The organism is Actinomycetospora sp. NBRC 106375, assembly GCF_030269665.1.
Lineage (GTDB): Bacteria > Actinomycetota > Actinomycetes > Mycobacteriales > Pseudonocardiaceae > Actinomycetospora.
This window is the reverse complement of record NZ_BSTS01000011.1, coordinates 31,729-53,301: the sequence shown is the minus strand read 5'-3', so window position 1 is coordinate 53,301 and position 21,573 is coordinate 31,729. Positions and strand designations below refer to the sequence as shown.

The window sequence follows — 21,573 nt, the reverse complement described above, 5'->3', positions numbered from 1 at the left end:
ATGTCCGGATCCGCTGACGCCCTGCTCCGGCAGGGGGTCACGGCGCGGCGGGTGCGTCGGCACGGCGGTCAGCAGGGCGTGGGCGTGCGCCCGTCGTGGACCGCCTGCAGTGCGGCGATGCCCTCGGCGAGGGTGCCGACACGGGCGAGCTGGAGGCCGTCCGGCGCGTCGCCCTTGGCCTCGGCGCAGTTGCCGGCGGGCACGAGGAACACCTGCGCTCCGTCGTGACGCGCGGCGTCCATCTTGAAGCGGATGCCGCCGATGTCCCCCACACGGCCGGTGGCGTCGATGGTGCCGGTGCCCGCGACGACGTGCCCGCCGGTGAGGTCGCCGGGCGTCAGCTTGTCGACGATCGCCGACGCGAAGACCAGGCCCGCGGACGGGCCGCCGATGTCGCCGAGGCTGATCCGCACGTCCACCGGCGAGTCGACGATGTTGGTCGGCGTGACGCCGAGGAACCCGCGCGGATCGCCGTCGGGCCGCGGCGCGGCGACGATCGTGACGTCGGTCGGCGGGCCCGGGGCGCCGAGCGGGCCGCGCTCGACGGTCACCGTCACGGTCTGCCCGGGCCGGGTGGGCGCGAGCGCGTCGACGACCTCCTGCGGCGTGGTGACCGGGCGGCCGTTGACCGCGACGATCCGGTCGCCCGGGGCGAGGCGCCCCGCCGACGGCGAGTCGTCGAGCACCGAGCCGACCTGCACGGCGGTCGGGTAGCCGAGGTAGCGCAGCGCCGCGGCCTCCGCGTCGGTCTCCGACTGGGCGAACTGCCGGGTGTTCTCCTGGTCGACCTGCTCGCTCGAGCGCCCCGGCGGGTAGACGGACTCGCGCGGGAGCACCTGCTGGTTCCCCGACGCCCACATCGCCATCGCGCCGAACAGCGTCACCTGGGTGGTCACCGCCACCGTGGTCATCCGCAGCTGGCCCGTCGTCGGGAACACGGGCGCGGGTCCGCTGATGTCCACGACGGTGCGCCCGTCCTGGCCGGTGCCGAGCACGTCGAACGTCGGGCCGTCGCCGAGCGCCACGAACGGCACCCGCACCGTGGCGCCCAGGAGACCGAGGACGCCGGCGAGCACGAGTCCGAGCGCCAGCGTCGCGCGCAACCGGGTCACGGCCGGACAGGGTAGTGATCGCCCGTGTGCCCGCCGTGCGGGGCGGGTTCCTGGGAGGAGTCCGGGTGTTCGCCGTGAGCATGCCGCCCGCGGCGCTCGGCGGCCCCGATCAGCGCAGCGGCCGCGTACCGTCGGGACCATGAGTGACCTGCCCTTCGGCTTCGGGCCGTCCGACCCCGACGACGAGTCCGGCCGCTCCGGGTCCGGCGGCACCGGCGGCCAGGGCGGCAACTTCGGCTTCGGCCTGCCCGGCATGGGGGGCATGCCGGGCGGCGCCGGGGGCGCGGGCGGCTTCGACATGGGCCAGCTCGGGCAGATGCTCACGCAGCTCGGGCAGATGCTGTCGCAGTCGTCCGGGCCCGGCGCCGAGGGCCCGGTGAACTACAAGCTGGCCTCGCAGATGGCGCACCAGCAGCTCCCGGCGACCGGACGCACGGCGCCGACGAGCGAGCAGCAGCGGGCGGCCGAGGAGTCGGTGCGCCTCGCCGAGCTGTGGCTCGAGGACGCCACGACGCTGCCCTCGGGGGCCTCGCAGGTCGCCGTGTGGTCGCCCGCGCAGTGGATCGACACGACGATGCCGACCTGGCAGCGCCTGTGCGACCCCGTGGCCCAGCGGGTCGCCGGCGCCTGGGTCGAGGGCCTGCCCGACGAGGCCCGCCAGATGGCCGGGCCCATGCTCGGCATGATCTCCCAGGTCGGCGGCATGGCGTTCGGCTCGCAGCTCGGGCAGGGCCTGTCGCAGCTGGCGCAGGAGGTCCTCACGTCCTCCGACGTCGGGCTCCCGCTCGGCCCCGAGGGCACCGCGGCGCTCCTGCCGGGCGCCATCGCCACGTTCACCGAGGGCCTCGACCGCCCGGCCGGCGAGGTGCTCGTCTTCCTCGCCGCCCGCGAGGCCGCCTACCAGCGGCTGTTCGGGCACGTCCCCTGGCTGCGGCAGCGCCTGCTCGCCACCGTCGAGGAGTTCGCCCACGGCATCCAGGTCGACACCTCCCGGATGGAGGAGCTCGCCCGCGAGGTCGACCCGACCAACCCGGCGTCCCTGCAGGAGCTCATGAGCTCCGGGATGTTCGAGCCGCAGACCACCGACTCGCAGAAGGCCGCGCTCCGCCGGCTCGAGACCCTGCTCGCGCTCGTCGAGGGCTGGGTCGACGTCGTCGTCACCGACGCGGTGGGCGACCGCCTGCCCGGCGCGCAGGCCCTCGGCGAGACGCTGCGCCGACGCCGCGCGTCCGGCGGGCCCGCGGAGCAGACCTTCGCCACGCTCGTCGGGCTCGAGCTGCGGCCGCGACGCCTGCGCGAGGCCGGCGACCTGTGGCGCCGGCTCACCACCGAGCGCGGCATCTCCGACCGCGACGCCGTCTGGGCGCACCCGGATCTCATCCCGACCGCCGACGACCTCGACGACCCGTCGGCCTTCATCGGGCGCCGGCGCTCGGTCGAGGGCGGCGACGGCGAGCAGGGTCAGGGCGAGAGCTTCACCGACCTCGACGACCCGCTGGCCCGCCTCGAGGCCGAGATGAAGGCCGAGCAGGAGGCGAGGTCGGAGAAGCCGGAGACCTCCGAGTCCCCCGAGGACGGCGACGGGAGCACGGGCCCCTCAGCCTGACGTCTCGTCGTCCCCGGTGCCGTCGTCGGCGCCCTCGTCCGTCCCGCCGATCGCCAGCCCGGCGCCGGCGGAGAGCCCCTCCAGGTAGCCGATCGCCCGCTCGCTGCGCGGGTAGCTGGCCTCCGCGGCGCGGAAGGCCGGCCCGTGGGACGGCTCGCGCAGGTGCACCAGCTCGTGCACGAGCACGTGGTCGAGCACCCAGCCGGGCACGTCGCGCAGCCGCTCGCTGACCCGGATGGTCCCGTCGGCGGGGGTGCACGACGCCCAGCGCGTGCGCATCGGCCGCGTCCAGCGCACCGACGCCGGCCGCGGCCACGCGCCGTCGGGGGCGATCGGGTCGAGGTGGGCGGCCGCGAGCTGCCCGGCGCGCTCGACGAGGTCGGCGTCGCCGGCCTGGCGGCCCGGACGCCGGCGGGCGTCGGCGCGTTCGAGGCGGCGCAGCATCTCCTCGACCCAGTGCCGCTCCTGCGCCCGGGACATCGACGCCGGGATGTTCACCACGACCGTCGCGCCCTCGCGATGCGCGTCGACGGTGCGCTTGCGCCGCGCGCTGCGACGGACCTCGACCTCCGGACGGGACTCGGGCACATCCGAAGCCTAGGAGGCGGATCCTGCGGCCGCTCCGCTGCGTCGAACCAGGTGTGCTCCCAGCTCCCGCCACCGCTCCCCCGTCCCCCGTCGCCGCGCCGCTGCCCGACCTCCCGCGGCTGCGCCTCCCGCCGCTGCACCGCGCCCCCGGCACGCTCCAGTTCGGCGCCGACCCCGCCCACGCCCTCGTCGTCGACGGCCTGACGCCCCCGCTCGCCCGGATGGTCGAGGCGCTCGACGGCTCCCGTCCGGTGGCGCGGGTCGTGGCCGACGCGGCCGCGGCCGGCGCGTCGCCGGGCGTCGCGCGCGGCGTGCTCGACCGTCTCCGGGCCGCCGGGCTGCTGGCGGCCGGCGACGAGCCCGACGCCCTCGCCGGGCGCCGGGTGGTGGTGCGGGGTGCGGGGCGGGTGGCGGTCGCGGTGGCGTGCCTGCTCGCGACGGCCGGCGTCGGGCGGGTGCTCGTCGAGGCCGAGGGCACGGTGCGCGGCGCCGACCTCGGTACCGGTCTCGTCGCGGACGACGTCGGCAGGCCCGCCGGTCTCGCGATCCCCGACGCCGTGGCCCGTGTCGCGCCGGGATCGCGGGCACCCCGCGCGCCCTCGGCGCGCCGCTGGCTGACCGCCCGTGCGGACCTCGTCGTCCTCGCCGACGCCGACCGGCCCGATCCCGTGGCCGCGACGCGCCTCGTGCTCGCCGGCCGCGCCCACCTCCCGGTGGCGCTCGCCGCCGGCGTCGGCACGGTGGGACCGCTGGTCGTGCCCGGGCGGACACCCTGCCTGCACTGCCAGGACCTGGTGCGCACCGCGGAGGACCCGGCGTGGCCGCGCCTCGCCGCCGAGCTCGCCGGGCGGCGGTCGCCGGCGCAGCCCGTGGCGCTCGCCGCGGCGACCGCGGCGCTCGCCGTCGCCGAGGTCCTCGCGGTGCTCGATCCCGCCGGCGTCGCCGCGGCGTGGGGCGCGACGCTCACCCTGGCCGCCGACGGCACGCGCGGCCGGACGCCGGCGCGCCGCCATCCGGACTGCGGCTGTGACGTGCGCCTCGGGCCGTCCGGGCGATCCGCCCCCGCGCGACTCCTGCCGTCGCCCGCGGGGTCGCAGGTCACGCCGACGGTCGGAGCGGCGTGACCCCGTCGCGCGGGCGGCACCGCCCGGCACCGCGCGGGTGGACGCGCGTCACACCCGGCAGCGCCGCGGTGGGGCGGGGGGTACTCCTCGGCCAGGGGCACACGCTCGAAGGAGACCGCGATGAGCACGACCACCTTCCCCTCCGCCCACCCGATCGACACCAGCGGCCACGACCCGCTGACGACCGTCTTCGGGGCGGAGAGCGCCACCTACCGCTGCCCCGACCTCGCGGCGGTCGACGCGCACCTCGCGAACCTGTGCCGCCGGCTGGAGCTCGCCTCCCCCCGCTTCCCCGCGCTCGTCGCGCTGTTCCGCTCGGAGATCGACCTCCTGCTCGACCGCCGCCGGTGGCTGGAGCTCACCGCGGACCTCACCGGGGAGGTCCCCGCGGACGCTCCCGCGGCGGTGCCGGCGGCCCCGTCCGGCCGCCCCTGATCGCGCCCTTGCCGCGTCGAGAGGGGAGAATGGCCGCGTGACCGATGACATCCCCCGCCGGTCGGTCCAACGGTCGGCGCGGCTGGCCTCGCTGCCACTGGGTTTCGCCTCCCGCACCGCCGCGGGATGGGGCCGGCGGCTCGCCGGGGGCGACCAGGGTCAGATCTCGGCCGACGTCGCGCGCCGCGGCGCGGAGCAGCTCTTCGCGGTGCTCGGTGAGCTCAAGGGCGGGGCCATGAAGTTCGGCCAGGCGCTGTCGGTGTTCGAGGCCGCGGTGCCGCCCGAGCTGGCCGAGCCCTACCGCGAGGCGCTGACGAAGCTGCAGACCGCTGCGCCCCCGATGCCCGCGGCGCGCACCCACCGCGTGCTCGCCGAGCAGTTCGGCCGCGGGTGGCGCGACCGCTTCCGCGAGTTCGACGACACCCCGGCGGCCTCGGCGAGCATCGGTCAGGTCCACCGTGCGGTCTGGCAGGACGGGCGGGACGTCGCGGTCAAGGTGCAGTACCCCGGGGCCGACGAGGCCGTCATGGCCGACCTGCGCCAGCTCCAGCGGTTCAGCCGCATGGTGCAGCCGCTCGTGCCGGGCATGGAGATCAAGCCGCTGCTCACCGAGCTGCGCGACCGCATGGCCGAGGAGCTGGACTACCGCGACGAGGCCGACGCGCAGCGGGCGTTCGCGACGGCGTACGAGGGCGACCCGCACGTCGTGGTCCCCCGGGTCGTCGCGTCCGCGCCGCGGGCGATGGTCACCGAGTGGGTCACCGGCACGCCGCTGTCGGCGGTCATCCGCGCCGGCGAGCCCGAGGAGCGCGACCGCGTGGGCCTGCTGCTCTCGAGGTTCCACTTCTCCTCGCCGGCACGCGTCGGGCTGCTGCACGCCGACCCGCACCCCGGCAACTTCCAGATCCTGCCCGACGGGCGGCTGTGCGTGATCGACTTCGGTGCCGTCGCGCGCCTGCCCGACGGGCTCCCCGAGGAGCTCGGGCACATGCTGCGGCTGGCGGTCGAGGACCGCGCCGACGACCTGCTGAAGCTGCTGCGCGAGCTCAACTTCGTGCTGCCCGGCGTCGACATGGGCCCCGACGAGGCGATGGCCTACCTGGGGCCGCTGACCGACCCGCTGCGCACCGAGAAGTTCCACTTCACGCGCGCGTGGCTGCGCGGGCAGGCCGAGCGGCTCGGCGACCTGCGGCGTCCCGAGTTCACCACCGGGCGCGGTCTCAACCTGCCGCCGCAGTACTTGCTCGTGCACCGGGTGACGCTGGCGTCGGTGGCGGTGCTGTGCCAGCTCGACGCCGAGGTCCCGATGCGCGCGGTCTTCGAGGAGTGGCAGCCGGGCTTCGCCCTCTGACCCGGTTCTCCTGCGTTCTCCTGCGGGGCCCGGTGCGCCCCCGAGGCGCACCGGGCCCCCCTCTCCCCCTCGCACGGGGGTCTCGGGCCGGGCGCGGGGTGACGGAGCGAGGGACGCCCTCGCTGCGTGGCACGCAGCGAAGGACGCCCTCGCTCCACCGACCCGGGCCCGGCGGGGCGGGATCGTCAGGCGACCCCGGCGGCCGCCCGGGCCGCGGCGATCTCGGCGTCGCGGGCGAGGTCGGCCTTCGAGGGCCGGCCCCGGGGCCGCTTGCGGGCGATCACCGCGCCCCGGTCGAGGATCTCCCCGCCCCACACGCCGCAGTACTCGCGGCGCTCCAGCGCGCCGGACAGGCAGGCGCGCCGGACCGGGCAGTCACCGCAGAGGGCCTTGGCCCGCTCGAGGTCGGCGGGCAGGTCGGAGAACCAGAGGTCCTCCTCCGCCCGCCGGCACGGCAGGTCGTCCACGACGGTGAGCGCGTCGAACAGGTCGATGTCGGGGGTCTCGGGTCCGGTCTCGGGGATGGTCGGTGCGGCGGCGAGTCCGGCGGGGGACACGGTCTACCTCCGGTGACGGTTCGGCGGGGGCCGGGAGCCGCGGAGTCGTGTCCGGACAGTGCTCGGAAACGACGAAGGCCGCGGTCCCTGGTGCGGGTCCGCGGCCTCGAGGTGCTGGTGGTGGGCCTGGTGTCAGGTCCCCCACCGCGAGGGCGCGGACGGTCGCTGCGGACGGAAGGTCGGGAGATCGCGCTGATCGCGCCGGCGGATGCGGGGGCGCGGCATCTCGACCTGCTGCCCCTGCGGCTCGCACGTGGCGACGCCGACCAACGGCGTCACGGCGACGTACGAGCGCCAGCTTCCGACGTGGCGACCGGTGCCCGCGAGAGTCACGATGTCCATCGTCACGAGCCCCCTTCCTGCGTCACCACGTGGCGGCGAACCGCCCGACCGGCAGCCTCGTGCGCCGGTGTGTGATCGACCGTAGGACCGTCCCGATGAGCAGGGCAACGTATTTTCCGGAAGTTTTCTTCAAGATCTTCGCACCGGACACGGACGACCGCGGTGCGTCGGCCACCCGAGCCGCGAGCGGCACGTCGCGCGTGATCGACAGCGGCGTCGGGCTGCGGGCGATGCGGCTCGCGGCGGCGGGACCCGGTGCCGCGGCGGCACCAGGAGATCACGAGCACCTCATCCACCTGCGGGCGCACCGCGCGGTGCACAGCGCACCCCTGATCTCGGGGAAGGAGGGCGCACCCCCGTGACCTACGAGGCGTGCTCCCGCAGCAGCGTGAGGACCTCGGTGCCGTAGCGCTCGAGCTTCGACGACCCGATGCCGGGGATGGCGACGAGGCCCGAGGGGTCGTGCGGGCGCTGCTCGGCGAGGGCGATGAGGGTGGCGTCGGTGAACACGACGTAGGCGGGCACCGAGCGCGACTTCGCCTCCGCGGAGCGCCAGGCCTTCAGCGCGTCGAGCAGGGACTCGTCGACGTCGACGGGGTGGCTGCTGCAGCGGCCGAGCTTGGCGGACGCGGCGTCGGGCAGCGGCTTGCCGCACAGCCGGCACACCGCCTTGCCCTTCGCGCCGCCGTTCTGTTGGCCGCCGGTGGGCACGCGCGCGGCCGGGTGCTCGTCGGGGACGAGGCCGTAGAGGAAGCGGCTGCGCCGCCGCGAGCGTCGCCCGCCCGCGTTGCGCGACAGGGCCCACGACATCCGCAGGTGCACGCGCGCGCGGGTGACGCCGACGTAGAACAGGCGCCGCTCCTCCTCGATCGCGTCGTCGTCGCCCTCGGCGTGCTGGATCGGCAGCGTCCCGTCGGTCAGCCCGACGAGGAACACGGCGTCCCACTCGAGGCCCTTCGCGGCGTGCAGCGACGCGAGCGTGACGCCCTGCACTGTCGGCGGGTGCTGGGCCTGGGCGCGGGCGGTGAGCTCGGCGAGGAAGACCTCGAGGCCCGCGTCGGGCACCGACGCGACGAGCTCCTCGGCGAGCTCGGCGAGCGCGCGCAGCGACTCCCAGCGCTGGCGGGCCGCGCCCTGCCCGGCCGCACCGGCGGGCGGGGCGTCGGTCAGCCCCTGCTCGCCGAGTACCGCGCGCACGAGCGAGACCATGCCCTCGCCCCGCGCGTCCTCCGGCGCGCGCGTCGCCGCGGTGCGCAGGGCGGCGACGGCGGTGCGGACCTCGGTGCGCTGGAAGAACCGCTCGCCCCCGCGCACCTGGTAGGCGATGCCGGCGTCGCCGAGCGCCTGCTCGTAGACCTCGGACTGCGCGTTGACCCGGTAGAGCACCGCGATCTCGGCCGGCGGCACCCCGTCGTCGACCAGCTCGCGGATCGCCGCCGCGACGGCGGTGGCCTCGGCGGGCTCGTCGTCGTGCTCGGCGAAGTCGGGCGCCGGGCCGGGCGGGCGCTGGCCCTCGAGGCGCAGCCGCGACCCGGCCGCGCGGCCCCGCGCCGCCCCGATGACGGTGTTGGCGGCCGCGACCACCTGCGGGGTGGAGCGGTAGTCGCGCACCAGTCGCACGACGGTGGCCTCGGCGAACACCCGGGGGAACTCGAGCAGGTACGACGGGCTCGCCCCGGCGAACGAGTAGATGGTCTGGTTGGCGTCGCCGACGACGGTGAGGTCGTCGCGCCCGCCGAGCCACGCCGCGAGCAGCCGGTGCTGGGCCGGGGTGACGTCCTGGAACTCGTCGACGACGAAGCAGCGGTACCGCTCGTGGAACTCGTGCGCGACCTCCGGGTGCTCCTCGAGCGCGGCCGCGGTGTGGAGCAGGAGGTCGTCGAAGTCGAGCAGCTCGGCGCGGTTCTTCAGCGTCTCGTAGGTCTCGTAGACCGCGGCGACCTGCTCGACCGGGGCCGGCACGTCGCGCGCCGCCCGCCCGGCCGCGGCCGGGTAGTCGTCCGGCGGCACCAGCGAGGCCTTGGCCCACTCGATCTCGCCGGCGAGGTCGCGCAGGGACTCGCGCGTGGTCGGGGCGCCCGCCCGCTGGGCCGCCTGCCCGACGATGCGCAGCTTGCCCTCGAGCACCTCCCACGGCGCCCCGCCCACCACGCGCGGCCAGAAGTACCGCAGCTGGCGCAGGGCGGCCGCGTGGAAGGTGCGCGCCTGGACCGGCGGCTGCCCCGGGCCGCCCACGCCGAGATCCCGCAGCCGCGTGCGCATCTCCCCCGCCGCCCGCGCGGTGAACGTCACGGCCAGGACCTGCCCCGACGAGACGTGCCCGGCCGAGACGAGGTGGGCGATGCGGCGGGTGATCGTGCGGGTCTTGCCTGTGCCCGCGCCCGCGAGCACGCAGACCGGGCCGCGCGGCGCGAGGACGGCCTGGGTCTGCTCGGGGTCGAGCCCGGTCGTCGCGTCACCACCCACGCCCCCATCGTCTCAACCCGGCCCGACGGCCGTGGCGCGGACGGGGCCGGAAGGTCCGAAATCTCCATGACGCTGTCGGACCCCCGTGGAACGGTGGAGGACGTGCCACCAGCCATCGAGGCCGACGGTCTCGTCAAGCGCTTCGGCGCCACCACCGCCCTCGCGGGGGCGAGCCTCGCGGCCGCCGAGGGCACGGTCCTCGGCGTGCTGGGGCCCAACGGCGCCGGCAAGACCACGGCGACGCGGGTGCTCGCCACGCTGCTCGCGCCCGACGAGGGCCGGGCGACGGTGGGCGGCTACGACGTCGTCACCGAGCCGCACCGCGTGCGCTCGCTCATCGGGCTCACCGGTCAGTACGCGGGGGTCGACGAGGCGCTCACGGGCACCGAGAACCTCGTGCTCATCGCCCGCCTGCTCGGGCAGCCCCGGCCCGCCGCGCGCGCCCGGGCCGCCGAGCTGCTCGAGCAGTTCGGGCTCACCGACGCGGCCGGGCGTGCGGCGCGCACCTACTCGGGGGGCATGCGCCGGCGTCTCGACCTCGCGGCGTCGCTGGTGGGCCGCCCGCGCATCCTGTTCCTCGACGAGCCGACCACGGGGCTCGACCCGGCGAGCCGCAACGAGCTGTGGGACATGGTGCGCTCGCTGGTCGGCGGCGGGGTGACGGTGCTGCTGACCACGCAGTACCTCGACGAGGCCGACCAGCTCGCCGACGACATCGTCGTCATCGACCGCGGCACGGTGGTCGCGACGGGCACGCCCGACGAGCTCAAGGCCCGCGCGGGAGCCGCGGTCCTGCAGATGCGTCCCGCGCACGGCGAGCAGCTGGAGGTGGTGCGGCGCGTGGCGGGCGAGCTGGCCGGCGCGACGCCGACGGTCGAGCACGGCACGGTCGCCGTCCCGGCCGCCGACGAGGCGCTCATGCCCGCGGTCGTGCGCCGCCTCGACTACGTCGGCGTGCGGCTCGCCGAGCTCACGCTGCGCCGCGCCACGCTCGACGAGGTGTTCCTCGCTCTGACCGGCCATCGCGCCGTGGACGTGGCGACCGCCGACCAGACCGACGTCCGGGAGACCGCGTGACCCTCGACCGCACGGTGCCCCGCGATCCGGCCACCGCCCCCGCTCCGTCCCCGCCGGCGTCCCGGCGCGCGACGCCCGCCCAGTGGGCGAGCCAGTCGGTCACCATGGCCTGGCGGAGCATCGTCCAGATCAAGCACAACCCCTCCGAGCTGCTCGACCTGTCGATCCAGCCGATCATGTTCGTGCTGCTGTTCACGTTCGTGTTCGGCGGCGCGATCGGCGGCTCCACCGACGCCTACCTGCAGTTCTCGCTGGGCGGGCTCATCGCGCAGAACGCGCTGTTCCTCACGATCTACACGGCGACGGGGCTGGCGACCGACCTGCAGAAGGGCACGTTCGACCGGTTCCGCAGCCTGCCGATCGCCCGGTCCGCGCCGCTGTCCGGGCGCATCCTCGGCGACGTCCTGCGCCAGTTGTGGTCGCTGGTCGTGCTGCTCGTGGTCGGGGTGGTGCTCGGCTTCCGCATCACGACGAGCCCGCTCGCGGTGCTCGGGGCCTTCGGGCTGCTCGTGGCGTTCACGCTGGCGTTCTCGTGGACGTCGGTGCTGCTCGGGGTGCTCGCGCGCGACCCGGAGAAGGTGCAGATCTACGGGTTCACCGTGCTCTTCCCGCTGACGTTCGCGAGCAACGCCTTCGCGCCGACCCAGACGATGCCCGGCTGGCTGCAGGCCTGGGTGTCGATCAACCCCGTGTCGCGCATGGCCGACGCCCTGCGCGGCCTGCTCGTCGGCGGGCCGGTGGCGGCCAACGCGATCGCGACGCTGCTGTGGGGTGCCGCGTTCGCGGCGGTGTTCGGGCCCCTCGCGGTCTGGGCGCTGCGCACGCGGGTCTGAGGCGCGGGTCCTGGGTCGGCGAACGGAGGCCCGGAACGGGACGGACGGGACGCCGGCGCCGGGCCGGAGCACGATGGGGGCATGACCGAGCAGCTCGCGCCCGGCACGTCGCCCGGCGGGACCGGCGGGATCCCCGACGACCTCGTCGAGCGTGCCGTCGCCCGCGCCGATCGCTGGGCGCGCGCGGGCGCGGCGGGCACCGAGAGCGGCCCGTCGGCCCAGCTCGCCGCGCTGATGCACGACCCGGCGGGCGTCGACTTCACGCTGCGCTTCGTCGACCGCGTCGCCCGGCCCGCCGACCAGAGTGTCGCGGCCCGGGAGCTCGCCCGGCTCGCGGGCCGCGGCGGGGAGCTCCCCGCCTTCGTCCGCGGCCTCGACCGCCTGCTGCTGCGCGCCGGCGGGGTGCTCGCCCCGCGCCTGCCCCGGGCCGTCGTGCCCCTCGCGCGGCGGCGGATGAAGGCGCTGGTGGGACACCTCATCGTGGACGCCGACGGCCCCGACCTCGCCCGGCGCCTGCAGCAGGCCCGCGACGAGGGCTTCCGGCTCAACCTCAACCTGCTCGGCGAGGCCGTGCTCGGCGAGGACGAGGCCGACCGGCGCCTGCGGCGGATCACGGACCTGATGCGCCGCGACGACGTCGACTACGTCTCGGTGAAGGCGTCGTCGGTGGCGAGCCAGCTCGTGCCGTGGGACCTGGAGGGCAGCCGCGACCGGCTTGTCGAGAAGCTCCTGCCGCTGTTCACGCTCGCGCGCGACACCGGGACCTTCGTGAACCTCGACATGGAGGAGTACAAGGACCTCGACCTCACCGTCGCGCTGTTCACCACGCTGCTGGCGCGCCCCGAGCTCACCGGGATGTCGGCGGGCATCGTGCTCCAGGCCTACCTGCCCGACGCGCTGGGCGCGCTGACCGAGCTGGCCGCGTTCGCCCGGGCGCGCGTCGCCGCGGGCGGGGCGCCGATCAAGGTGCGGCTGGTCAAGGGCGCGAACCTCGCGATGGAGCAGGTCGACGCGGAGCTGCACGACTGGCCGCAGGCCCCGTACCCGACGAAGGCCGAGGTCGACGCGAACTACGTGCGGTTGCTCGACCACGCGATCGGCGGCGACCTCGTCGACGCGCTGCGGATCGGCGTCGCGAGCCACCACCTCCACCACGTCGCGCTGGCCGTCGAGCTGGCCGCCGCCCGTGGCGCCGAGCGCCAGATCGACGTCGAGATGCTGCAGGGCATGGCCCCGGCGCAGGCGAAGGTCGTGTCGGGCGACGTGCGGGAGCAGCTCGTGCTCTACACGCCGGTGGTCCACGCCGAGGACTTCGACGCCGCCGTCTCCTACCTCGTGCGGCGCCTCGAGGAGAACGCGTCGCCGGAGAACTACCTGTACGCGCTGTTCTCCGACGCGGGCCCGGGCAGCTACGTCGACCGGTTCCGGGCCTCGGTGCGCGACCGCGACGCCGTGCCCGCCGCGCCGCGCCGGTCCCGGGAGCGGGTGGCGATCGGCGGGTCGTTCCGCAACGAGCCCGACACCGACCCCTCGCTGCCCGAGCACCGCGCGTGGGCGCTGGCGGCGATCAGCACGCCCGCCCCGCCCGTGCGCACCCCCGAGATCGCCGATCCCCGCGCCGTCGACGCCGTGGTCGAGCGCGCGGCGGCGTCGTCCTGGGGCGCCCGCCCGGCCGGCGAGCGCGCCGCCGTGCTCCGCGACGCGGCCCGGGCGCTCGCCGCCGCCCGCGGTGAGCTGCTCACGGTGATGGTCGGCGAGGCCGGCAAGACCATCGCCGAGGCCGACCCCGAGATCTCCGAGGCGATCGACTTCGCGGCCTACTACGCGGACCGGGCCGACGAGCTCCACGGCGCGCCCTTCACCGCCGACCGCGTCGTGGTCGTCACCCCGCCGTGGAACTTCCCGATCGCCATCCCCCTCGGCGGCTGCCTCGCCGCGCTCGCGGCCGGTGCGTCGGTGGTGATCAAGCCGGCGCCGCAGGTGCGCGCCTGCGCCGAGGTCGGCGTCGCGGCGCTGCACCGCGGCGGGATCCCCGCCGACGCCGTGGCTCTCGTGCACACCGACGAGGGGGACGCAGGGCGGCAGCTGGTGACCCACCCGTCGGTCGACCACGTCGTGCTCACCGGGGCGTCGTCGACCGCGGCGCTCTTCCGGTCGTGGCGCCCCGACCTGCGTCTGGTCGCCGAGACGAGCGGCAAGAACGCGCTGGTGATCACGCCGAGCGCGGACCCGGACCTCGCCGTCGCCGACCTGGTCCGCTCGGCCTTCGGGCACGCCGGGCAGAAGTGCTCGGCGGCGTCGCTGGCGATCCTGGTCGGCTCGGTGCGCTCCTCCCGAACGGCGGCGGGCGCCCGGTTCCACCGCCAGCTCACCGACGCCGTCCGGACGCTGCGCGTCGGCCCGGGCAGCGACCCGTCGACGACGATGGGGCCGCTGATCGGTCCGCCGGGCGACGAGCTCGCGCGGGCCCTCACGCGCCTCGACCGCGGCGAGCGCTGGCTCGTCGAGCCGCGCCACCTCGGCGGGACACGCTGGTCGCCCGGGGTGAAGGAACCGGTCGCGGCGGGCTCGTGGTTCCACCGCACCGAGTGCTTCGGGCCGGTCCTCGGGCTCATGCACGCCGCGGACCTCGACGAGGCGATCGCGCTGCAGAACGCCACCGGCTACGGGCTCACCGGCGGCCTGCACGCGCTCGACCCCGACGAGATCGCGCGGTGGAGCGACGCCGTCGAGGTCGGCAACGCCTACGTCAACCGGCACATCACCGGCGCGATCGTCCAACGCCAGTCCTTCGGCGGCTGGAAGGGCTCCGTCGTGGGGCCGGGCGCGAAGCCGGGCGGGCCGAACTACGTCGCCCAGTTCGGGACGTGGCACGACGGGCCGGTCGACGCGCTGCCGTCGGCGCCGCTCGCCCCCGCCGTCGCCGACCTGCTGGCCGCGGCCGCCCCGGCGACCGGCGCCGACGACCTCGCGTGGCTGCGCGCCGCGGCCGGCTCGGACGCGGCGGCGTGGCGCGACGAGTTCGCCGTCGAGCACGACCCGACGGGGCTGCGGGTCGAGGCCAACGTGTTCCGCTACCGCCCGCTGCCCTCCCTGCGTCTCGTCGTCGCACCCGACGCGGCCGACCGCGACGTCCTGCGGGTCCGGCTCGCCGCGGCGTGCGCCGGCGTCCCGGTGACGGTGGCGGCGCCCGACGATGTCGCCCCGGGCCCGGCCGAGCGGCTGCGCGTCGTCGGGACGCCCCCGGAATGGCTGCGGCGAGCGGCCGCGACGGCCGGCGCGTCGCTGGTCGAGGCCCCCGTGGTGGCCGACGGGCGCCGGGAGATGCTCACCGTGCTGCGGGAGCAGGCGATCAGTGTGACCCGTCACCGGTTCGGGCACGTGGAAGCCTGAAGGTCATCGGTGCGTTGCACCCCACGTGGCACAGATGACGATGTACACGACCGCCTGGTGCGGCTTCTGCCGGCGGCTGAAGATGCAGCTGGACCGCGAGGGCATCGGCTACGACGAGGTGGACATCGAGCGCGAGCCCGACGCCGCCGAGATCGTGATGAAGGTCAACGGCGGCAACCGCACCGTGCCGACCGTCGTCTACCCCGACGGCAGCGCCGCCACGAACCCGAGCTTCGCCGAGGTCAAGGACACGCTCGCGCGCGTCGAAGCCGCGTCCTGATCTCCTAGCCGGCCGCCGCCCACGCCTCGAGCATCGCCCGGGCGATCGAGACCCCGCCGGGCAGGATGAGGTCGCGGCCGGCGCCCGCTTCGAAGTTCGTGCCGCCGACGCCGGCGGCACCCCTGGGTGCCCCGTCCCGGTGCGACCACGCGCCCGCGTCCAGCGCCTCCTGCAGCTGGGCGCGGGTGACCCACCGGGCGCCCTCGATCTCGCCCTCCTGGAGCTTCAGCGGCTGCGCCGGGTCGGCGACCGCGGTGAACCCGATCATCAGCGAGCGCGGGAACGGCCACGGCTGCGAGCCGAGGTACGAGACCGTGTGGACGTCGACGCCGACCTCCTCGGCGCACTCCCGCGCGACGCACGCCTCCAGCGACTCGCCGGCCTCGACGAACCCGGCGAGCACCGAGTAGCGCCCGGCCGGCCAGATGGGCTGGCGTGCGAGCAGCACCTGATCGGCACCGTCGTGCACCAGGCAGATCATCGACGGGTCGGTGCGCGGGTACTCCTCGTGCTCGTGCGCGCGGCACAGCTGCGCCCAGCCCGCCTTGATCGCGCGCATCTCCGAGCCGTCACGGGCGCAGAACCGGGCACGGTCGTGCCAGTTCAGCAGCGCGACCGCGGTGGTCAGCAGGCCCGCGCCGCGGGCGTCGAGGTCGGCGCCCGAGCTGCGCAGGTCGGTCCAGTTCTCGTGGTCCGGGCCGCCCCCGGCACGCTCCCACTGCTCCGCGGTCATGAACCCGGAGCCGGCGTCGTTGCCGTCCGCCGAGGACGGGTCGGGCACGCGCACCGCCCAGAACGCGGTGCCGCTCTCCTCGCCGAGCAGGACCGCGCCGTCGGGGATGTCGGTCCCCAGCACCGACGTCGGGGCGAACGCCAGCGTCAGCGTGCCGTCGGCGCCGCGGGCGACCGGCGTCCGGCCGTGCGGGTCGACGAGCACCACCCGGGCGTCCGGCCACAGCGCCCGGGCGTGGTCCGGGTCGACGCGCAGCTGCTCGCGGCGGTCGACCGTCGAGCGCGAGAGCGACGGATCGGCGTCGAGGTGGAACGCGGCGCGCAGGTCCGGACCCGCTGTCCCCGAGCTCACGACGGGATCTCCACGCCGCCGAGGGCCCGCAGCCCGTCGGCGCTCGCGGCGGCGTCCGCGACGACGACCCCGGTGAACCGGGTCGGCGCGAAGAACTCGGCCGCCGCCGCGGCGACCTCGTCGACGGTGACGGCCTCGACGCGCGCCGGGTGCTCGCGGATCCACGCCGACGACAGGCCGTGCGCGGCGAGCGAGGCGACCGTCGAGGCGTAGCCCGCCTGCGTGGTCATCGAGATCAGCAGGGAGCCGACGAGGTAGCGCCGCGCCGACTCCACCTCGGCGGCCGTCGGCGGCACGACCGCGAGCCGCCCCAGCTCGTAGCGGGTCTCCAGCAGCGCCGGCGCGGTCACCTCCGAGGCGACGTCGGTCTCGACCAGCAGCGCGGCGCCGTGCGCGTCGAGCTCGAGGCTCGAGGACGCGTGGTAGGTGTAGCCCTTGTCCTCGCGCAGGTTCTCCACCAGCCGCGAGGAGAAGTAGCCGCCGAGCGACAGGTTCGCCAGCTGCAGCGCGGGATAGCGCGGGTCGGTCCGCCCCACCGCCGGCGCGGAGAGCCGCAGCTGCGACTGGACCGCACCCGGGCGGTCGACGAGCAGCAGGTCGCGGGCCGTCAGCGCCGGCAGCGCCGGCAGGGACTCGGCCCGCCCGCCGGTCCAGCCGGCCAGCGCCTTCTCGACCCGCGCGACCGCGTCGCCCGGGTCGACGTCGCCGACGACCACGAGCACCGAGCCGCCCGGACGTAGCGCCGCGTCCTGCAGCGCGCGGACCGCGTCGGCGGTCACCGCGGTGACCTCCTCGGCCCGCGGCATCTCGCGGGTCACCGGGTGGTCGCCGTAGCGGCGCTCTTGCAGCGCCCGCCGGGCGATGACCGACGGCTGCGCGGAGGCGAGCTCGATCCGCTCGACGAGACGGTCGCGCTCGCGGGCGAGCTCGTCGTCGGGGTGGGTCGCGGCCAGCACGAGGTCGGCGAGCACGTCGAGCAGCGTGTCGAGGCCCTCGGCCAGCGCGTGCCCGGACACCGCGAGGCGCTCCGGGTCGACCGAGAACCCGATCTCGCCGCCGACCCCGGCGAGGTCGTCGTCGATCCCGACCCGGGACCGCGTGCGGGTGCCCGAGAGGATCGTGGTGGAGAGGACCTCGGCGACCGCGGCGTGGTCGGAGGTGCCGGTGCCGGCGGGATCGGCGAACGGCACGCGCAGGCGCAGCTCGACCATCGGCACCTCGGCGCGGCGCACCGCGATGACGCGCAGCCCCGAGCCGAGGACGGTGTCGACCTCGTCGGGGGCGGGCACGGCGCGCTGGGGACCGAGATCCGGCAGCGGGCGCGGGCCGGTGGGGGTGCTGCCGATCTCCTCGGCGCTGCGGCGGGTGGGCGCGCTCACGCGGCTCCTCCGGGGGTGACGGTGAGGACGGCGCGCGAGTCGGGACGCAGGGATCCGGCCGCGGCGGCGACGGCGGCGGGCTCGACGGCGGCGAGCATGCCGGGCAGCTCGTCGGCGAGCTCGGCCCGGCCCTGCACCAGCTCCGCGGAGCCGAGGGCGAGCATGCGGCTCATCAGCCGGTCGTGCTCGCGGTGCAGCGAGGACGCCCAGCGCGCGGTGACCCGGCGCAGCTCCTCGGGGTCGGGGCCCTGCGCCGCGAGGGTCGCGAGCTCCTCGTCCACGGCGCCGAGGATGCGGTCGGGCTCGACCGACGCTGGGTGCACCGCGGTGAGCGTGAACGTGTCCGGGTCGCGGGCGTCCAGGGGCGCGCCCATCAGCCCGCAGGACGCCGAGACGTCGGTGACCAGCTCGTCGCCGTAGACCAGGCGCTGGGTCAGGCGCGCGGCCTCGCCGTCGGTGAGCAGGCTCGCCAGCACGGCGTGGGCGAGGTAGCCCGGCAGGTCGGTCGCGGGGTCCGGCAGCCGGTACCCGACCGCGAGCGCGGGCATCGGGGCGTTCGCGTCCGTGACGGTGTCCCGACGTTCCCGGTCGGGTGGTGGCTCGCCGAAGCTCGGCCGTTCTGGCACGGCCCGGGCGGGGATGTCACCGAAGTGCTTCTCCACCAGCGCGGCCGCGTCGTCCGGGTCGAGGTCGCCGACGACGGTGAGCACGGCGTTGCCCGGCGCGTAGTAGGCGTCGAAGAACCCCGCGGCGTCGTCGAGGTCGGCTTGCTCGAGGTCGGTGAAGTCCCCGTAGCCGTTGTGGGCGTTGGGGTAGGTGTCGTAGAGCACCGGCGGCAGCAGGATCCACGGGAAGCCGCCGTACGGCCGGTTGAGGACGTTGAGCCGGATCTCCTCCTTGACGACGTCCACCTGGTTGCGCAGGTTCTCGGCCGTCAGCCGCGGCGCGCGCAGGCGGTCGGCCTCGAGGAACAGCGCGCGCTCGAGCGCCGCGGAGGGCAGGACCTCGAAGTAGTTCGTGTAGTCCTGGTGGGTCGACCCGTTGAACACGCCGCCGGACGACTGCACGTGCCGGAAGTGGGCGAGCTTCTCCAGGCTCTCCGAGCCCTGGAACATCAGGTGCTCGAAGAGGTGCGCGAACCCGGTGCGGCCCTCCGGCTCGGAGCGGAAGCCGACGTCGACGTGGACGGCGACGCCCACGACGGGGGCGGCGGTGTCGGGCACGAGGAGGACGCGCAGCCCGTTGTCGAGCACGCGGCGGTGCAGCCCCTGGGCGGTGCTGTCGGTGCTGCCAGGGGCGGTCACGCTGGAGGTCACACGGCCCAACCTAACCGCGGTGCGGACCGGCGGCCGGGCGACGTGGCCCGGCGCCGTGACCACGGCCGCGCGACCGCGCGGTACCGCGCCCGCCCGCGTTCTCGCGCGACCCCGGCAGCCGGCGGCCCGCGTCGAGCGCGGCGGGCCGTCCGGCCCGGGCGGTCCGGCCGGGGCGCGCGGTCGGGCGGTGGGCCGTCCCGGCGCGCCCCCGCGACTCGGGGCCCCGCCGCGTGGTGGTCGTGACGGGCCCCGCGGGGCGGCGCGGAGCGGACGCCGTGCGGCGGGAGCGCTCGCGGGCGATCGCGACGAGCAGGCCGGCCATCCCGAGCCCGGCGACGCCGGTGAGCAGGATCTCCAGGCGGCCCGTCAGCGGGGACTCGGCGGGCTCGGTGGCGGCGAGCGCGGCCGACGACCCGGTGCCGAGCACGCGGGCCGGGGTGTCGGCGGGCTCGGCGCCGACGAAGGCCATACGCACCGTGATCCGGCTGCCGCCCGGGGTGCCGCAGGCGTCGAGCGGCATCAACCGCCGGCCCGCGGGGCCGTCGACGGCCACCGTGTCGCGGGGGTCCTCGCCGACGCAGGAGCTGGTGGCCACGACCGTGGCCGGCCCGACGGTCTCGACGGTGGCCGGCGCGGTGCCGCCGTCACGGCCCTCGCCCCGCGCCCCGACGGGGAACGCCGCGAGGATCAGCCACAGGGCGAGGCCCGCCCCGACGGCGACCGCGAGCAGGACGCCGAAGACCCGGCCGTGGCGCGGCGCGGGCCGCGATCGGCTCCCGCCCCGCACCAGGTGGGAACGATCCAGAGCCGAGTCCGCCGTGGTTCCCGTCGCAGCCCCCGTGAGTGACACGGGCGGGATTCAAACACCCGCGACGGTCCCACGATCGAGGCATCCTTCGCGCTCACGATCAGGCGTCTGCTACGGCCGTGCGGGGGCGTTCGATGGGCCGATCCCGGCGCCCCGCCGGGCCGTGATGCCCCGCCCGGCGACGATGCGTCGTCTCGTTCGGGCGCGTGGGTGACGAGCCCGGACGCGGCGGCGCTCCACCCGGCACGCCGCCGCACCCGTCACACGTCCGGATGAGGTTCTGTCCGGGTCCGCGCCGGGCTCAGCGGAACGCGTCCACCCCGGTCCGCTCGGCCGAGACCGCCCACAGCCGCGCGGCCGCCTCGGGGTCGACGGCGTAGTCGCGGACGCCGTCGCGCCCCGAGGCGTCCCCGTCGACCACCTCGGCGACCTCGCAGTCCTCGAGATAGAGCCCCCCGCGCCCGGCGAGCTGCGGCGAGGTGGCCGCCCAGACCTCGGTGGCCGCGCCCTGCTCGGGGGTCTTGAAGCTCGCCGCTGCCTGCGGGGTGGGGTTGCCGTCGGCGTCGATCCACCCCAGCTCGACCATCTCCTCGCGCTCGAGGTGGCGCTGCAGCGGGGTCATGATGCCGCCGGGATGCAGGGAGAACGCCCGCACGCCGTGCGGCGCCCCGAGCGTGTCGAGCCGGAGGGCGAACAGGATGTTCGCGGTCTTCGACTGCCCGTAGGCGCGCCACTTGTCGTAGGGCTCGGCACGCCAGTCGAGGTCGTCGAACCGCACGGGCGAGCGGTGGTGGCCGCGCGAGGACACCGAGACCACCCGCGCGTCCCGCCCGCGCGCGATCGCCGGCCAGAGCCGGTTGACCAGTGCGAAGTGACCGAGGTGGTTGGTGCCGAACTGCGCCTCCCAGCCCGGGCCGACCCGGGTCTCGGGTGTCGCCATGATCCCGGCGTTGTCGATCATCATGTCGATCGCGCGGTCCGAGGCGAGGAAACGGTCGGCGAAGGCGGCGACGCTGTCCTGGTCGCCGAGGTCGAGCGCGTCCGTCTCCACGCCGTCGAGGCCGTCGAGGGCCTCCTTCGCGGCGTCGGGGCGGCGGGCGGGGACGACCACGTGCGCGCCGGCGCCGGCGAGCGCGCGCGTCGCCTCGAGCCCGAGACCCGAGTAGCCGCCGGTGACGACGGCGAGACGGCCGCCGAGGTCGATGCCGTCCAGGACCTCGGTGGCGGTGGTGTGCGCTCCGAAGCCGGAGCCGATCGGGTGCTGTGCTGCGGTGGTCACGCATCCGACGCTAGGACTTCGAGCGCGCTCGAACGCAAACCCGTTCGCCACGCACGACACCGCCCGGCCACCGCGTCGCGCGGTGACCGGGCGGGGAGCTCTCTCAGCGGCGGGCCAGCACCCGCGGGATCTCGTGGCGGCGGGCGACGGCGACGACGCCGAGCAGCACCCCGAGGATCACCGGCGTGTACCAGAAGCCCTCGGACAGGAAGAACAGCTGCGCGCCCGTCGCCCCGACCATGAGCGCGACCAGGCACGCCGCGGCGAGGCCGGCGAGGCGCGGGACGAGCAGGCCGATGCCGCCGGCGATCTCGAGCAGACCGATCACCACGCGCAGCCACTGCCCGGTGCCCAGGTCCTCGAAGATCTGCACCGCGTAGGCCTCCCCGAACAGCTTCGGGGCCCCGGAGCCGACGACGAACATCGCGCCGAGCAGCACCTGCAGCGTCCAGAGGCCGATCGTCGCGGGACGCGTGCGGATGGGGGTGCTCGCCGGGGTGACGGTCGTGGCGGTCGCCGTGGTCATCGAGGGCCTCCTGGAGG

Annotated in this window: 19 protein-coding genes; 9 read left to right on the top strand and 10 right to left on the bottom strand. The window is 76.1% G+C overall.

Annotated elements, in window-relative coordinates:
• Window positions 1-68: 68 nt before the first annotated feature.
• Window positions 69-1,112 carry a YlbL family protein gene (locus tag QSK03_RS19015; RefSeq protein ID WP_285655174.1) on the bottom strand — a complete coding sequence of 348 codons (1,044 nt, stop codon included), beginning with the start codon at window positions 1,110-1,112 and terminating at the stop codon, window positions 69-71.
• A 139-nt stretch (window positions 1,113-1,251) separates the two neighbouring features.
• Here QSK03_RS19015 and QSK03_RS19010 point away from each other — a divergent pair, with 139 nt between their 5' ends.
• Window positions 1,252-2,718: a zinc-dependent metalloprotease gene (locus QSK03_RS19010; protein WP_285655171.1), complete on the top strand. Its 1,467-nt coding sequence runs from the start codon at window positions 1,252-1,254 to the stop codon at window positions 2,716-2,718.
• Here QSK03_RS19010 and QSK03_RS19005 read toward each other — a convergent pair.
• A complete protein-coding gene (locus QSK03_RS19005; protein ID WP_285655169.1) occupies window positions 2,710-3,306 on the bottom strand; it encodes a M48 family metallopeptidase in 597 nt (198 codons plus the stop codon). The genes QSK03_RS19010 and QSK03_RS19005 overlap by 9 nt on opposite strands.
• 53 nt (window positions 3,307-3,359) lie before the next feature.
• Between QSK03_RS19005 and QSK03_RS19000 the strand changes: the two genes are divergently transcribed.
• The 3 genes from QSK03_RS19000 to QSK03_RS18990 all read left to right on the top strand — a co-directional run bounded on the left by QSK03_RS19000 (window position 3,360) and on the right by QSK03_RS18990 (window position 6,216).
• Window positions 3,360-4,430 carry a ThiF family adenylyltransferase gene (locus QSK03_RS19000; protein WP_285655167.1) on the top strand — a complete coding sequence of 357 codons (1,071 nt, stop codon included), beginning with the start codon at window positions 3,360-3,362 and terminating at the stop codon, window positions 4,428-4,430.
• A gap of 120 nt (window positions 4,431-4,550) precedes the next feature.
• Complete coding sequence (locus QSK03_RS18995) at window positions 4,551-4,865, top strand: hypothetical protein (protein WP_285655165.1); 315 nt, start codon at window positions 4,551-4,553, stop codon at window positions 4,863-4,865.
• Between the two features lie 37 nt (window positions 4,866-4,902).
• Window positions 4,903-6,216 (top strand): ABC1 kinase family protein, encoded by a 1,314-nt coding sequence (locus QSK03_RS18990; RefSeq protein WP_285655162.1) that lies wholly within the window; start codon window positions 4,903-4,905, stop codon window positions 6,214-6,216.
• A 185-nt stretch (window positions 6,217-6,401) separates the two neighbouring features.
• Here the strand turns inward: QSK03_RS18990 and QSK03_RS18985 are convergent, their stop codons facing one another.
• Entirely contained in the window at window positions 6,402-6,710 is a 309-nt protein-coding gene (locus QSK03_RS18985) for a WhiB family transcriptional regulator (RefSeq protein WP_285655803.1), read from the bottom strand.
• Window positions 6,711-7,210: 500 nt separating this feature from the next.
• Here QSK03_RS18985 and QSK03_RS18980 point away from each other — a divergent pair, with 500 nt between their 5' ends.
• The gene (locus QSK03_RS18980) at window positions 7,211-7,477 is read left to right on the top strand and encodes a hypothetical protein (RefSeq protein WP_285655160.1); all 267 of its coding nucleotides are present in this window, start codon (window positions 7,211-7,213) and stop codon (window positions 7,475-7,477) included.
• 1 nt (window position 7,478) lies between these two features.
• Here QSK03_RS18980 and QSK03_RS18975 read toward each other — a convergent pair whose 3' ends face one another.
• Window positions 7,479-9,581, bottom strand: coding sequence for an ATP-dependent DNA helicase UvrD2 (locus QSK03_RS18975; RefSeq protein ID WP_285655157.1), 2,103 nt, complete (start codon window positions 9,579-9,581; stop codon window positions 7,479-7,481).
• A gap of 102 nt (window positions 9,582-9,683) precedes the next feature.
• Here QSK03_RS18975 and QSK03_RS18970 point away from each other — a divergent pair, with 102 nt between their 5' ends.
• From QSK03_RS18970 to QSK03_RS18955, 4 genes are all read left to right on the top strand, one after another.
• The gene (locus tag QSK03_RS18970) at window positions 9,684-10,658 is read left to right on the top strand and encodes an ATP-binding cassette domain-containing protein (RefSeq protein WP_285655154.1); all 975 of its coding nucleotides are present in this window, start codon (window positions 9,684-9,686) and stop codon (window positions 10,656-10,658) included.
• Entirely contained in the window at window positions 10,655-11,491 is an 837-nt protein-coding gene (locus tag QSK03_RS18965) for an ABC transporter permease (protein WP_285655151.1), read from the top strand. Before QSK03_RS18970 ends, QSK03_RS18965 begins: the two co-directional genes overlap by 4 nt.
• 81 nt (window positions 11,492-11,572) lie before the next feature.
• On the top strand, window positions 11,573-14,884 hold the full coding sequence (locus tag QSK03_RS18960) for a bifunctional proline dehydrogenase/L-glutamate gamma-semialdehyde dehydrogenase (protein ID WP_285655148.1): 3,312 nt from the start codon (window positions 11,573-11,575) through the stop codon (window positions 14,882-14,884).
• Between the two features lie 34 nt (window positions 14,885-14,918).
• Window positions 14,919-15,164, top strand: coding sequence for a mycoredoxin (locus tag QSK03_RS18955; protein ID WP_285655145.1), 246 nt, complete (start codon window positions 14,919-14,921; stop codon window positions 15,162-15,164).
• 4 nt (window positions 15,165-15,168) lie between these two features.
• Here the strand turns inward: QSK03_RS18955 and nudC are convergent, their stop codons facing one another.
• The 6 genes from nudC to QSK03_RS18925 form a co-directional block, all read right to left on the bottom strand.
• On the bottom strand, window positions 15,169-16,248 hold the full coding sequence (nudC, locus tag QSK03_RS18950) for an NAD(+) diphosphatase (RefSeq protein ID WP_285655140.1): 1,080 nt from the start codon (window positions 16,246-16,248) through the stop codon (window positions 15,169-15,171).
• Entirely contained in the window at window positions 16,245-17,627 is a 1,383-nt protein-coding gene (locus QSK03_RS18945) for a M16 family metallopeptidase (RefSeq protein ID WP_285655138.1), read from the bottom strand. Before QSK03_RS18945 ends, nudC begins: the two co-directional genes overlap by 4 nt.
• Window positions 17,624-18,943 (bottom strand): M16 family metallopeptidase, encoded by a 1,320-nt coding sequence (locus QSK03_RS18940; RefSeq protein ID WP_285655135.1) that lies wholly within the window; start codon window positions 18,941-18,943, stop codon window positions 17,624-17,626. The genes QSK03_RS18945 and QSK03_RS18940 overlap by 4 nt, the downstream gene beginning before the upstream one ends.
• A gap of 10 nt (window positions 18,944-18,953) precedes the next feature.
• A complete protein-coding gene (locus tag QSK03_RS18935; protein ID WP_285655133.1) occupies window positions 18,954-19,730 on the bottom strand; it encodes a hypothetical protein in 777 nt (258 codons plus the stop codon).
• A gap of 322 nt (window positions 19,731-20,052) precedes the next feature.
• Window positions 20,053-21,030 (bottom strand): SDR family NAD(P)-dependent oxidoreductase, encoded by a 978-nt coding sequence (locus QSK03_RS18930; protein ID WP_285655131.1) that lies wholly within the window; start codon window positions 21,028-21,030, stop codon window positions 20,053-20,055.
• Between the two features lie 103 nt (window positions 21,031-21,133).
• Window positions 21,134-21,556, bottom strand: a complete 423-nt coding sequence (locus QSK03_RS18925; protein ID WP_285655129.1) for a DoxX family protein — start codon at window positions 21,554-21,556, stop codon at window positions 21,134-21,136.
• Window positions 21,557-21,573: the final 17 nt, after the last annotated feature.